This is a genomic window from Bradyrhizobium sp. 31Argb (genome assembly GCF_043638955.1).
Lineage (GTDB): Bacteria > Pseudomonadota > Alphaproteobacteria > Rhizobiales > Xanthobacteraceae > Bradyrhizobium.
The window spans coordinates 1-13877 of the sequence record NZ_JBEGDB010000216.1; the positions used below are offsets into that span (position 1 = coordinate 1).

General features: G+C 60.8%; 12 protein-coding genes and 1 pseudogene. 10 read left to right on the forward strand and 3 right to left on the reverse strand.

From position 1 onward, the window contains the following. The 4 genes and pseudogenes from AAFX91_RS30455 to AAFX91_RS30470 all read left to right on the forward strand — a co-directional run. Window positions 1-515 (forward strand): annotated as a pseudogene (locus AAFX91_RS30455) (hypothetical protein); the annotation flags it as partial. 218 nt (window positions 516-733) lie between these two features. After that, window positions 734-2200, forward strand: coding sequence for a sulfatase (locus AAFX91_RS30460; RefSeq protein WP_394569074.1), 1467 nt, complete (start codon window positions 734-736; stop codon window positions 2198-2200). Window positions 2201-2251: 51 nt separating this feature from the next. Then, a complete protein-coding gene (locus AAFX91_RS30465) occupies window positions 2252-3856 on the forward strand; it encodes a GMC family oxidoreductase (RefSeq protein ID WP_394569075.1) in 1605 nt (534 codons plus the stop codon). Window positions 3857-3924: 68 nt separating this feature from the next. Continuing rightward, the gene (locus AAFX91_RS30470) at window positions 3925-4650 is read left to right on the forward strand and encodes a GntR family transcriptional regulator (protein WP_130579885.1); all 726 of its coding nucleotides are present in this window, start codon (window positions 3925-3927) and stop codon (window positions 4648-4650) included. Window positions 4651-4701: 51 nt separating this feature from the next. Here AAFX91_RS30470 and AAFX91_RS30475 read toward each other — a convergent pair whose 3' ends face one another. The 3 genes from AAFX91_RS30475 to AAFX91_RS30485 form a co-directional block, all read right to left on the reverse strand. After that, on the reverse strand, window positions 4702-6138 hold the full coding sequence (locus AAFX91_RS30475) for an FAD-binding oxidoreductase (RefSeq protein WP_394569076.1): 1437 nt from the start codon (window positions 6136-6138) through the stop codon (window positions 4702-4704). 19 nt (window positions 6139-6157) lie between these two features. Then, a complete protein-coding gene (locus tag AAFX91_RS30480) occupies window positions 6158-7399 on the reverse strand; it encodes an alpha-hydroxy acid oxidase (RefSeq protein ID WP_394569077.1) in 1242 nt (413 codons plus the stop codon). 113 nt (window positions 7400-7512) lie between these two features. Then, entirely contained in the window at window positions 7513-8484 is a 972-nt protein-coding gene (locus tag AAFX91_RS30485) for a LysR family transcriptional regulator (RefSeq protein ID WP_130579887.1), read from the reverse strand. 247 nt (window positions 8485-8731) lie between these two features. On the opposite strand from AAFX91_RS30485, the gene AAFX91_RS30490 reads away from it, so the two are divergent. From AAFX91_RS30490 to AAFX91_RS30515, 6 genes are all read left to right on the forward strand, one after another. After that, a complete protein-coding gene (locus AAFX91_RS30490; protein ID WP_130579888.1) occupies window positions 8732-9352 on the forward strand; it encodes a UbiX family flavin prenyltransferase in 621 nt (206 codons plus the stop codon). 25 nt (window positions 9353-9377) lie between these two features. Further along, window positions 9378-10799 carry a UbiD family decarboxylase gene (locus AAFX91_RS30495; RefSeq protein WP_130579889.1) on the forward strand — a complete coding sequence of 474 codons (1422 nt, stop codon included), beginning with the start codon at window positions 9378-9380 and terminating at the stop codon, window positions 10797-10799. A 79-nt stretch (window positions 10800-10878) separates the two neighbouring features. Next, window positions 10879-11919 carry an ABC transporter substrate-binding protein gene (locus AAFX91_RS30500; protein WP_394569078.1) on the forward strand — a complete coding sequence of 347 codons (1041 nt, stop codon included), beginning with the start codon at window positions 10879-10881 and terminating at the stop codon, window positions 11917-11919. A gap of 22 nt (window positions 11920-11941) precedes the next feature. Next, on the forward strand, window positions 11942-12781 hold the full coding sequence (locus AAFX91_RS30505; protein WP_130579891.1) for an ABC transporter ATP-binding protein: 840 nt from the start codon (window positions 11942-11944) through the stop codon (window positions 12779-12781). Then, a complete protein-coding gene (locus AAFX91_RS30510) occupies window positions 12778-13545 on the forward strand; it encodes an ABC transporter permease (RefSeq protein WP_130579892.1) in 768 nt (255 codons plus the stop codon). Before AAFX91_RS30505 ends, AAFX91_RS30510 begins: the two co-directional genes overlap by 4 nt. A gap of 50 nt (window positions 13546-13595) precedes the next feature. After that, window positions 13596-13877 (forward strand): thiamine pyrophosphate-binding protein (locus AAFX91_RS30515; protein WP_394569079.1); only part of this gene is annotated, 282 nt, incomplete at its 3' end.

Consider the following 13877-nt stretch of genomic DNA (forward strand, 5'->3'; position numbering starts at 1 on the left):
CTGGTGGCTACGATGAACCAGAAATCCTCCCTCCGCAAAATCCTTCAATTTGTCTCAAAGGTCTCGACGGCGAACACACCCAGTACGCGGTCGCAAATACATTTGCGTTCTGGGGTCCGTCGATCCTCAAGGGATCCGGGGTTGCCAATGTCTGGTATCTTGGCCTGCTGAACGCGGTTCCGTTCGTGGCCGGCGTGGTGATGATGACGACTGTGGCCTGGCGATCCGACAAGAAGATGGAGCGTCGATGGCACGCGGCGTTCGGACAGGCGCTTTCAGTCGTCGGCCTCATGCTGCTGCCGGCCGGCGTGCATGATCCCCTTCTCGCGGTCGTGTCGCTCGCCCTTGTCGCATCCGGCCATTATGCGTTTTGGTCCGTTTTCTGGGACGATTCCTCCGAGCTACTTCCGTGCCCGCTCGGCGCCGGGAGGCATCGCGCTCGTAGCGAGCATCGGAGCTCTCGGCGGCATCTTCGCGTCGAACTTCATGGGCATGATCAAAGATGCCACGGGTAGCTTCAGTGCCGGGTTCTATGGGATCGCTGCGTTGGCGGCGCTTGGAGTTGTCGTGCTGCTCGTGGGCTTTCCGGCGCGATTGCTGCCGGCAGCCAAGGCATCCTGACGTCGCTGGACGGAATGGGATGTTGCCGGCTTCTGCATATTTCGTTTCCGGCCAGGTACACCTGCGGCCTGATCGGAAACGACGATCGTTATCGCAGCAAGGAGCATGATCGATGGTCGATCGTCCGAACATCATTCTCATCATTACCGACCAGCAGCGCCATGACACTGTGGCCGGGTTGGGCGCGCATTGGATGAAGACGCCAAATCTGGATCGCCTTGTCGCCTCGGGGGTATCGTTCAGAAATTGCTATACGCCGTCGCCGCTGTGCGTTCCGGCGCGCGCCAGCCTCTTCACCGGGATGTACCCCCACAGTCATCACGTCACGATGAATTTCTACAAGTGGGAGCCGGCCTGGGTCCGGTTGCTGGCCGAGGCCGGATACCACTGCGTCAATATCGGGAAGATGCATACGAATCCTTACGACGCGCCTGGAGGGTTTCACCAGCGTATCGTCGTGGAAAACAAGGACCGGCCGATGTTCCTCGATGAACCGGAGCGGGCCTATTATGATCATTGGGATATCGCGCTGCGGGCGCAGGGGCTGACCCGTCCGACTCGCTACGCCAGATACAAGCGCGATCCGGATTACTTCAAGGAAGCGTTGGGCGCGTATCCCTGGGAATACGACGAGTCGATGCATCCGGACACGTTCGTGGGACGCACCGCATGCTGGTGGCTTGAGGAGCGGCAGGCGGACGCGCCGCTCTTCCTCGAGATCGGCTTTCCGGGGCCGCATCCTCCGTTCGACCCGCCGCGGCGCTATATTGACATGTATGACGACGTCGACGTTCCCATGCCCAGGACGACGGCGGCCGAGTTGGCTGCCCAACCGCCGGCGCATCGGGCACTGCGACAGAACATGATCGACAAGAATTTCGATTGCGTTGCGTGGAAGAACGATCCGAGCACCGAGGCGATCCGCCGGATGCGGCGCTACTACGCAGCGAACGTCACGCTGATCGATGAGCAGGTCGGCAATATCATGAGCGTGCTCGAGCGGAAGGGCTATCTGAAGAACGCCATCGTGATTTTCACTTCTGATCACGGCGAGAACCTCGGGGATCATGGGCATATCCAGAAATGGAACATGTACGATACCGCGACCAAGGTTCCGCTGGTCGTGTGGAGTTCAGATCTCAAGACGCGCGATGTCCGGACGGATTCGTTGGTCCAACTGATGGACATTGCCCCCACCATTCTCGACTATGCCGGTGTGGGCATTCCTGCGGGCTGGGAAGCGGTATCGCTGCGGCCCGTTCTGGAGGATGGCACTGCAACCGTCCGCGACAGCGTCTATTCCGAACTCTATCGGGATCACATCCAGAGCGGATCGGAGTGCATCGTCATGCGTCGCGATGCGCGCTGGAAAGCCGTTTGGTATTTGGGCGAGAGCTGCGGTGAACTCTATGATCTGGAAGCGGACCCGGACGAGCTGCAGAATCTCTGGGACTCGAAGCAGCACGTGCAGATCCGGAACGAGTTTGTCCAGCACATCCAGGATTGGCTCATCCGCGGTGCGATCGAGAATCGCGAACAGACCAGGGAAAAGCCGCAGCCCGCAATGGCGATCGGCTAGGTCTGTCTCACCCACGTTGGTTCGTCTCTCGCGCAGGAAAATTCGAATCTAATGAGCTCTGGATACGACTATATCATCGTTGGTGCCGGTTCGGCCGGGTGCGTTCTTGCAAACAGGCTATCTGCCGATCCGGCGCGGCGCGTCCTCCTCCTCGAGACCGGCGGCAGCGACCGGAACTTTTGGCTGAAGCTCCCGGTAGGCTATTACAGGACGATCTACGACAAGCGTTTTTCTCGGCAGTTTGATACGGAGCCTTGCGAGGGAACGGGAGGGCGAGCCATTGTGTGGCCGCGCGGTCGGGTCATCGGCGGTTCATCCTCCATCAACGGACTGATCTTCATCAGGGGGCAGCACGAGGATTTTGACGATTGGTCAAAGCTCGGCGCTTCAGGATGGAGCTACAAGGAGGTGCTTCCGTTCTTCAAACGGTATGAACGCTACGAAGGCGGAGACAGCGAGTATCGCGGAGGGGGCGGCGAGTTCGAGGTTTCCAATCTGCGCAACCGGAATGTCGCCTGTGATTCCTGGTTGGCGGCGGGATCTGAATTCGGTTTGCCCTTCAATGCTGATTTCAACGCCGCGACGACTTACGGCGTCGGGCGGTATCAATTGAGCATTGGCTCTCACTGGAGAACCAGTTCGGCGAGCGCCTTCCTGTATCCTGCCCTGAAGCGGCAGAATCTCACGCTGGTCGCTCATGCTCACGTCAGCAAGATAATCGTGCGCGCACAGGTCGCAACCGGCGTCGAATATATCCGCGACGGTCGCGTCGAGGTTGCCCATGCCGACCGCGAGGTCATCCTGTGCGCCGGGGCAATTCAATCCCCGCATCTTCTTCAATTGTCGGGTATTGGCCCTGCGGATCTGCTTCGTTCGTTGAAGATTCCGGTTGCTGTGGATCAGCCGGAAGTTGGAGCCAATCTTCAGGATCATTATCAGGCGAGAGCCATAGTCCGGCTGAGACGGCCAATTTCTCTGAATGATGAAGTACGCAATCCCGTGAAGCTCGCCGCCATGGGCGCGCGCTGGGCCCTCAACAAGGGCGGTGCCCTTACCGTCGGTGCGGGGCAAGTTGGGGGAGCTGCATGCACGCAGCACGCGATCGGCGGCCGTCCGGACGTCCAGTTCAACGTTATGCCTCTCTCGGTCGACAAGCCGGGAGAGCCCTTGCATCGCTATTCCGGCTTCACGGCATCGGTCTGGCAGTCTCACGCCAAGTCGCGAGGAACCGTCCAGTGTCGGTCGGCGGATCCGCTCGATCAGCCCCGCATTGTTCCCAACTATTTTGCAGAAGCCATCGACCGCAAGACCGTCGTGGCGGGTTTGCAGATGCTGCGGGAAATTTTTGACCAGAAGTCGTTTCGGGGGCTGATGGAATCGGAGGTTCTTCCGGGGCCGGAGTTCGCGGGCGAAGAGGGGCTCTGGCGGTTCGCGCAGATGCATGGCGGCACGGTGTTCCACTGCGTTGGGACTTGCCGCATGGGCGGAGCGGATGCGGTGGTCGATCCCGAACTGCGCGTAAGAGGAATCGATCGTTTGCGGGTGGCCGACGCTTCGGTGATGCCGGTCGTGACCTCTGCAAATACCAACGCTGCTTCGATCATGATCGGCGAGAAGGGGGCGCACCACATACTTTCCCGGAGCCAGGCGGGATAGTTTGCGGTCTGCTGTTGTTTTTTTGGCTACGCTGGAGGACAATGCAACTATAGCTCTAGGATGCCAAGATGGTGCTTTCCGCGGATACGTACGCCCCTAAATACGCGCAGATTGCAGACATTCTGCGACAGCGGATCGCTCGCAATTATTGGCCTAAGCAGGCTCGCCTTCCGCCAAATGAGGCGCTGGCTGAAGAGTTCGGCGTGTCGCGAATCACCATTCGCCAGGCGATCGACATCTTGGTCAATGAACATCTTCTCGAAGCAAGACAGGGCAGCGGTACCTACGTCGCGCAAACTCCGGTGCAGGATCGCTGGCTCCCGGTCGAGACCAGCCTCTCGCAGCTCGTGGAGATGTATAAGGACACTTCGCCAAAGATCATCAATGTATCGGAGCCCTCGAATATCAAGCCGGCCCTGAACGCAAGTGATGGAACGCCGGCTGAACGCTACGTTCACATGAAGCGCGTGCATTATCGCGAGAAGCAGCCCTACTGCGTCATCTCGATTTTTCTCGATGAGGCGGTTTTTCAGAAGCACCCGACTCGTTTCCGGCGGGAAGTGGTGATTCCGATTTTGGCTTCCATGCGCAGTCCCAAGATAACCCGCGCTCGCCAGACACTTACGATCGGTACAGCCGATCTCGAAGCATCCAAGCTTCTTGAAATTCCGCTTGGTTCTCCGGTCGCGGAGGTGCGGCGGGTCTTCAACACCGCTAGCGATCGCGTCATCTACCTCGGCGAAGTGACCTATCGCGGCGACTTCATTCGCATCGATATGGATCTGAAGCCTTAGGAGTCCTCCTCGGATCGAGCAAACGCGAAGCCAAACGTCTCTTCGGCAGGCTTACGCGATGACTTTGCCAGGGTTCATGAGATTGTGGGGATCGAAGGCTTGCTTCAGGAGCTTCAGCGCGTTCAGCTCTGCTCGTGATTTGTAGCGGAGCATCTCCGATCGACGGAGTTGGCCAACGCCGTGTTCTGCGCTGATCGAACCGCCGAGATCGGCGACGATGTCGTGCACAATCCGGTTGATTTCGCTCCGACGTTCAATGAACTGACCGGAGCTAATGCCCAGCGGCGGCATCGGATTATAATGAATATTGCCGTCGCCGAGATGGCCGAACGCAAAGGGACGGATGCCCGGGACTGCGTGCGCCAGGGCAGCGTCGGCACGCTCGATGAACTCAGGCACCTGCGACACCGGGACCGAGACGTCGTGCTTAATGCCGGCACCACCCGCTTTCTGTGCTTCGGCCTGACCTTCGCGAAGGGCCCAGAGACGGAGACGCTTCGCCTCAGAATCCGCGAGCACGCCGTCGATCACCAGGCCTTTTTCCAATGCTTCGGACAGCAATTGCTCGATCGGACTGCGCAGCGTACCCGGTTCGCCATGGCCCGCCGCCTCGATGAGCACATACCACGGGTGCTCCTCGGCAAACGGTGAGATCGCTTCCGGCAGCGCCACCAAGACCCACTTCATGCATTCGCGCCGCATCAGCTCAAACGCGCTGAGGCTCTCCCCGACGTGGCTGCGGGCGATGTGGAGGAGATCAAGTGCCGCCACCGGCGTTGGGACAGCAACGAAAGCCGTGACGATGTCTCGTGGTCTCGGAAATAGCCGCAGCGTGGCGGCGGTGATGATGCCGAGCGTGCCCTCGGCTCCGATAAAGAGTTGTTTAAGATCATAGCCGGTCGAGTCTTTGCGCAAGCCCCGCAGCCCGCTCCACATGCTGCCGTCGGGAAGAACGACTTCGAGCCCGAGCGTCAGAGCGCGCATATTGCCGTAGCGCAGGACCTGCGTTCCTCCCGCGTTGGTCGAAAGGTTGCCGCCGATCTGGCAGGATCCTTCGGATGCGAGGCTGAGCGGAAACAACCGGTTGACATCAACTGCATGCGTCTGCACCTCTGCGAGCGGCATCCCTGCCTCGACCGTAATGGTGTCGTTCTGCGGGTCGACCGCGCGTAGGGCGCGCATCCGCTCCAGCGAAATGATCACGCTGCGGGGGTCGACTGGCTGAGCACCGCCCGCCAGGCCGGTGTTGCCGCCCTGAGGTACCATCGAAATGCCTGCCTTTCGGCATGCGGTCACGACAGCAGAAACTTGGGCAGTGGAGGAGGGGCGCGCGACATATTGCGCGGGTCCCCGGAACGCGCCGTCGAAAGAAATACAATAGCGCTCGAACTCAGCATTCGGCTCGACCAGGCCTTGGGGGCCCAAGATTGCGCGCAGACGGTCGCCAAGGTCGTTCGTCAGCATGTCTCCCGTCGCGATGATGTGCACAACGCTGTCTCCCCTTCAGTCAGGTAAAGTCAAAGGCGCCGCGGTGGCGGCGCGTGAGTTGCGCGAGCGCGTCGAGCGATGGCGCGCCCAACTGTCCCATCGCGGTCTCCAGCTCTTCCTTCAAGAGTCCAGCGACATAGGCTGCGCCTCTTCCACCGAGTGCGCCGAGCCCGAGAAGGAATGCGCGCCCCGCAAATGTGCCGCTGGCGCCGAGCGCGATAGCGCGCGCGACGTCAAGGCCCGATCGTATGCCGCTGTCGAACAGGACGGTGGCTCTCGTCCCGACTCTTGCAACGATAGCGGGCAGGACGTCGATCGCAGCAGGCGCAGCGTCGAACTGGCGACCACCATGATTGGAGACCATGATGCCATCCACTCCCACTGCAAGCGCCTGTTCGGCATCATCGGGATGCATGACACCTTTTACGACCAGCGCGCCTGACCAGGCATCCCGCATCCGCTTCATGACATCCCAGGAAAACGTGCCCTTGATCTGGCTCTGTACAAAGCCGGCGGTGTTCGCCAGCGTCGGCGGCTTTTCGACGTAACGCTCCATGTTGCGAAAGGTCGGCGTGCCCGCTGTGGCGAGCGCAAGCAGCCACGGCGACGACAGAGCCACGTCCAAGAGGGTTCTTGGCGTGGGACGAAATGGGACCACCAGGCCGTTGCGCAGATCACGAGGACGCTTGGAGCGAACCGGCGCATCCAGCGTCGCCGCCAGCACTCGCACGCCAGCCGCGTCCGCCCGCTTGATCAGATCGAAGGTGACGGCGTGGTCGTCGGCGGGCAGTCCGTAGAGCTGAAACCAGGCATAAGGACCCGCAAGCTCGGCGACGTCTTCGATCGTAGCGGTGGCGAGCGTGCCGGCAATATAGGGAATCCTTGCCTTGCCGGCTGCGCTTGCGAAAATCCGCGTGGCGCCAGGCCAGATGATGCCGTCAATTCCCACGGGAGAGATGCCGATCGGCGCGGCGCAACGGACGCCGAACAGCTCAACCTCAGTGCTAACGGGACCAGGCTTGCCGTAGCGGGGGACCAACTCCACCGCATCCAGCGCCAGTCGATTGCGCCGCGTGTTCAGATCGTCACCCGTTCCGCCCTCGAGAAAATCGAAGGCGAAGCGCGGGATACGGCGGCGGGCGCGGCGCTCGATGTCATCCAGCGTGGGCAAACGCTGACGCAAGCGAGCCTCGGGGCTTGTTCCGCTGCCGGCACCCCAGGCTTGCGCGCGCGGTGAGGAGCGGCGAAGATCGCCCGTCATGAGAAAGCATCCTTGGTTGCGTGACCGCATCTCTCATAGGACGCGTCTCGTCATCACCGCAAATAATTAGGGATGATGACCGCGATAGCTTCTGATGATTGCCGGCAGGATGGCTACCGCGACTTGGCGCGCCGTATAGCTCGGCGCCTCGCGGTATCTCCGGAAGCCGGCTGCACATAGTTGCTTGCCGATGTTGCGGCCTCGAGCAGGTCGTGGCGAATGATGTCCAGCACGGCTCTGGCGGCGGCGGACACCATTCGGCGCGGATGATGAACCCAGGCGATCGATCGGACGATGCGCGGTTCGGCGAAGCGGTGCGCCCTCACCCTGCCGTCCGCCAGGGACTGTTGAAGTGCAATCGTGGGCAGCACGGTCACGAGATTGGTGGTCGCGATCACGTCGCAAACCGCGGGCAGGGTGTCGAGCTCCAGTCTCGGCTTCAATTCGATGCCGGCTGTGGTGGCATGCTCCTCCAGGATCATGCGCAGGCCGTGCCGTTTCGATGGCATGACCAGGTCGAACTCGGAGAGATGCCCGAAACGCAGGTTCGTCGGTGGCTTGATCGGCGCATCCTTTCGACAGGCGAACACCATCTCTTCGTCCATCACATGGTGCGTGGCGAGCGAAACGCGCCGGCGTGGCACGTTGATCAGCGCAAAGTCGAGTTGCCCGGAATTCACCCAGTCGGTCAAGGTTTCCGTGTATCCCTCGCAGGCCGAGAGCGTGATTTCCGGATAGAGATGAGCAACGGTTGCGGACGAACTCGCCATCGTGCTCTGCGCCACCGAAGTAATCAGTCCGACCGACACCCGGCCGGAAATACGGCCGTTGAGCCGCGCCATTTCCTGCTTGGCATATTCGACGTCGCGCACGATAGGAAACACGAGCCGCGAGAACGCTTCGCCGGCGACCGTCAGCGTCATTCCGTTGATGCTCCGCTCGAACAGCTTTTGGCCAAGCTCGGCCTCAAGTTTGGCGATCTGCATGCTGAGTGCCGGCTGTACGATGTTGAGCTGGCGGGCTGCGCGGGTCACGTTCCTCTCTTCCGCCAGGCAAAGGAAGTATTGCATCTGCCTGAGTTCCATTGGTGTTTCCTTCCTGTCCGCGCCGGTGTTGCCGGTTGCCGTTAGGCATCATTTTGGATGATCGAGTTAATCATCAATCATTATTTGTACTGATCTTAGCTTGCCTCTACTGTCCGTTCAAACAGCTTGACGCGCCTGCAGCCCGAGATCGGGGCATCGCGCCGCCCAGGCAAACAACATTCATTTCGATGGCCGCGACGCCTGGCGTCACTTGCGTCGCGGCACCAGGGAGCAGAAGCGAAGCATCATGCAGGATCGGACGCCCTCACGGCTGATTATCGGCATTTCCGGTGCCTCCGGCGTCGTCTACGGCGTGCGCTTGCTGCAATTGCTCCGCAACGCCGGTATCGAAACGCACCTGGTGATGTCGAAGGCGGCGGAACAGACCTTCGCCTATGAAACCGACCTGAAGATTGCCGAGGTGAGGGCGCTCGCCAATTTTAGTCACCCCATCGATGATATGGCAGCCTCGATCTCCAGCGGCTCGTTTCGCACGGCAGGCATGATCGTCGCGCCGTGTTCGATGCGATCAATGTCGGAGATTGCGTCGGGCGTCACCACGACGCTCCTGACCAGGGCCGCCGACGTCGTGCTCAAGGAGCGTCGCCGGCTGGTGTTGATGGTGCGCGAGACGCCGCTGCACACCGGCCACCTACGCACCATGACCGCGCTTTCAGAGATGGGAGCGATCATCGCGCCGCCGGTGCCGGCGTTCTATGCCAAGCCCGACAGCCTGGACGACATGGTCGAGCATACGGTCGGGCGTGTGCTCGACCTGTTCGACATCGACATCGGCGTGGTGCGCCGCTGGGGCGAGGATGAGGCATTGAAGCGTCGTTCGCCACGAAAAATTGCTCCCTATGCTTGAAGAAGACCACGGAAAGGATCGCAACATGCGGACCGAGAACCTGGCCAGAACCGCTGCGGCGGAGGCGCCGAGTGATTTGCGCGCGTGGCTCGCTCACCTCGCCAAGCGCGGCAAGCTCGCCGTCGCCCGCGAGGGAGTAGGGCTGGTCGATGAGCTTGCTGCCGTGTCGAAGCGGCTTGAGCGCGACCGCGCCGTCTTGTTTCCAAAACCCGGCGGACACGACATCCCGGTGGTCGCCAATCTGTTCGCGGGCCGTGACTGGGTGGCCGATTCCATCGGTGTCAGCGAGGAGCAGTTGTTGACGCATTTCCTTGCGGCGGCGCGTGCGCCGCTTCCGAGCCTGGAAGTGACAAGCGGGCCGGTGCAGGAGGTCGTCCATAACGAGGTCGACCTGATCCGGCAGTTGCCGATCCCGAAACACAACGAGCGCGATAGCGGCCCCTATATCACGGCGGGACTGTTGATCGCGCGCAATCCGCGCAACGGCATTCAGAACGTGTCGATTCATCGCTGCCAGATCAGCGGTCCGAACCGCATCGGCATTCTGCTGTTGCCCCGGCATACACTTTCCTACTTCCGCACGGCCGAGGAAGCAGGCGAGGCGCTGGAGATCGCCATCGTCATCGGGGTTCATCCGGCCTTGATTCTGGCATCGCAGGCGATTGCTGCGCTGGACGAGGACGAGATGGGGATTGCCGGGGCGCTGCTCGGTCGTCCCGTCGACGTTGTGAAGTGCAAGACCAACTCCGTCCGGGTTCCCGCCCACGCCGAGATCGTGATCGAAGGTCGAATTCTCCCCGGGGTTCGTGAGCCGGAAGGGCCATTCGGCGAATTTCCCCAATACTACGGACCGCGCGCCGATCGCGAAGTGATCGAGGTCGATCTGGTCACTCACCGCGCCGAGCCGATCTACCATACCATCGTCGGCGGTGGCTACGAGCATCTCGTTCTCGGCGGCGTGCCGCGCGAGGCGACGCTGCTGCAGCATCTGCGGCGCAGTTTTCCGAACGTGCTCGATGTACGCCTTACCCGCGGCGGCACCTGTCGTTATCACCTTGCCGTCAAGATCGACAAGATCACCGACGGCGAGCCGAAGAACATCATCATGTCTGCCTTCGGCGCCCACTATGACATCAAGCAGGTCGTCGTCGTCGACAGGGACGTCAACATCGGTGATCCCGAGGAGATCGAGTGGGCGGTGGCGACACGTTTCCAGGCCGACCGCGATCTTCTGGTGGTTTCCGGTGCGCTCGGCTCCAAGCTCGATCCAACCACGAGCAACGGGATCAGCGCCAAGATGGGGTTCGACGCGACGGTGCCGGTCGGCGCGCCCGAGTTCGATTTCAAGCGGATCCATGTCAAGGGCGAGGAGGAGGTCAACCTCGCCGAGGTCCTGCAAAAGGATCCCAATGCCGCGCTCTCCCGCGTTCTTGCACGGGCGCGATAGGCAAGAGGTTGATCCGAGCACATTGACAACGAAGCGTCCGCAGAACGGACGGTAGCAGATAAACATTGGGAGGTGGTGGATGTTCTCTAGGATAATTCGCGCGAGCTTGGTTGTCGTTTCGGTCGCGGCATCGGGCATGATGCCGGCGCGGGCAGAAAAAACCGACGAGGTCAAGGTCGCGATCAACAACGTGGTCAGCGATGTTGTCTTTCATCTTGCCGCGGAACGTGGGTTTTTTGCCGAACAGAATCTCAACGTCACGCTGATCAGCTTCGATTCCGGACCGAAGATGATTGCGCCGCTGGGCGCAGGGCAGATCGACGTTGGCGCAGGAGCGTCTTCCGCAGGGCTCTACAATGCGGTGGCGCGCGGCATCAATGTGAAGGTCGTTGCCGATAAGGGCTCCACGCCGCGCTCTTACGACTACATGCCGCTGCTCGTCCGCAAGGCGCTGGTCGACAACGGCAGCGTCAAGACTGTTGCGGACCTGAAGGGAATGAAATTCGGCGAGGTTGGTCCGGGTGCAGCGACCAACGCAAAGCTCAGCTACATCCTGGGCAGCGCAGGGCTCGCTTACAAGGACGTAACGCACAACTATATCAACTATCCCCAGCAGATCGCAGCCTTCACCACCGGTGCAATCGATGCGGCGATCACGACGGAGCCGTCGGTCACGCAGGCCATCAATAGCGGCGTCGCCGTGAAATTCGTCGCCGATGGCTATCCGGATCAGCAGGTTGCCGTGCTGCTCTATGGCGGTGACTTCATCGCCAAGCGTCCGGCCGTCGCCGAGCGCTTCATGATTGCCTACCTCAAGGCGGCGCGCGTCTATAACGATGCCACCGCTGGCGGAAAATTCACGGGCAAGGGCGCGGACAAGGTGATCCAGACCATTATGAAGAGCACGGGTCTCAAGGATCCCGACCTGTTTCAGAAGATGGTGCCAAATGGCATCGATCCCGACGGCAAGGTCAATGTGAAGAGCATGGCCGATGATCTGAAGTTCTTTGCCGACAACGGCTATCTTGAGCGGCCTGCCAAAGTGGAAGACGTCGTGGATTCCTCATTCGCCGAGAAGGCGGTGCAGAAGCTTGGCTCCTACAAGCCGGTCGAGAACTAACGGCAAATCGCAGGGATACGTCATGGCTATTGCGAGCACGTTAAGTAGACAAGGCCGGCCGGAGCTGGTGTCGTCGACACCACAGCTTTCGCTGTCTGGTGTCAGCAAGTATTTCGGAACGTCGGGCTTCGTTGCCCTCGACGGCATCACTATGGATATTCCGCAGGGGCAGTTCTTCGTGATCGTTGGCCCGAGCGGCTGTGGCAAGACCACATTGCTGCGTATCCTGGCCGGGCTCGATACTCAGAGCTCAGGCACGGTCGCCGTCAACAGGACGGATGAGAAACGCCCGGTCAACTCCATGATCTTCCAGGGCGACTCGCTGTTCCCCTGGATGACGGTATTCGACAACGCCGCCTACGGTCTGCGCATGCGGCGCGTCCCTGAGGCGCAGGTGTCTGACACGGTCCACACGTGGCTCGAGCGGATCGGCCTGTGGCGGTTTCGCGACCGCTATCCCAATCAGCTATCCGGCGGCATGCGCCAACGTGTGTCGATCGTGCGAGCTTTCGCCAATGACCCGGAAATCCTGTTCATGGACGAACCGTTCTCGGCGCTGGACGAGCAGAACAAGCTCCTGCTCCATGAGGAGCTGCTGCGGATCTGGGAAGCGACCAAGAAGACGGTCGTGTTCATCACCCACAGCGTGGACGAAGCGGTCACGCTTGGTGACCGCATCATGATCATGACTGCCAATCCTGGGCGCGCCAAGGCCGTGCTCGAGGTGCCGTTCCCGCGTCCGCGGAATGTGCTGGAGCTCCGGCAAAAGCCTTCTTATGGCGATCTCGTCTTCCACATCTGGGAACAATTGCGCGAGGAGGTGCAGCGCGCACGTCAGAACGCGGAAGGAGAGAAGGTATGAGCGCCGAGGTCAAAGGCCGTGACAGGGTAGTCGGTGTCGTCACGCCCATCGTGCTGTTGGGTCTCTGGGAGCTCGCGGCCCAATTTGGGCTTCTCGATGCGCGCTTCTTTCCGCCGCCATCGGCCATCGTTCATCAGTTTGCCACGTTGGTCGCTTCCGGTGAGCTTGGCGCCAATGTCATCGCAAGTCTCAAGCGCCTCGCGCTCGGCATGCTGCTCGGCGGCGTGCCCGCGTTGTTCCTTGGTCTTGCCATGGGCATATCGCGGCCGCTGCGTGCGGCGATCGATCCTTTGATCTCCGCCACCTATCCGATCCCGAAGAGCGCCATTCTCCCGCTGGTGCTCTTGATCTTCGGTCTCGGCGAAATGTCGAAGGTGGTCATGGTCGCGCTGGGCGCGTTCTACCCGATCATCATCAATACGGTGGTCGGCGTCGCCAACATCGACAAGATCTATCTCGACGTCGGACACAATTACCGGGCCAGTCGGTGGCAGGTGTTTCGAACCATCGCCTTGCCCGGAGCGTTGCCTTCGATCATGGCCGGTGTCAAATTGGCGGTCGGAATGGGCCTGATCCTGATCGCGATTTCCGAGATGGTCGCCGCCAATGACGGCATCGGCTACATGATCTGGAATGCCTGGCAGGTGCTGACCGTCGACACGATGTATGTCGGGCTTCTCGTGATCGCGGTGCTCGGATTCCTGTTCTCGATCGTGCTCGATGAGATCGAACATCGCCTCATTCCCTGGAAGCGTAGGGCATGATCGATGGCCAGCTCTCTGTCATCAAGCAATCGTCGGGTGAGCAACGATCGATGTTGACGACCTCAGGCCCGCGCAGCGGTGGCGAAATCCTCATCGATACGCTGAAGATCCACGGCGTCGACACGGTATTCTGCCTGCCGGGGGAAAGCTTTCTCGCCGCAATCGATGCGCTGGCCGGGGCCGGCAACCCGATCCGGACCATCGTGACGCGTCATGAGGCTGGCGCGGCCCACATGGCCGAGGCCTATGGAAAGCCGCATTGCCTCACCAAGGATGTTACCGGAGAACTGACCGTCAGGATTGGGGCGGCGATACCGAATCGGATCGGTGTC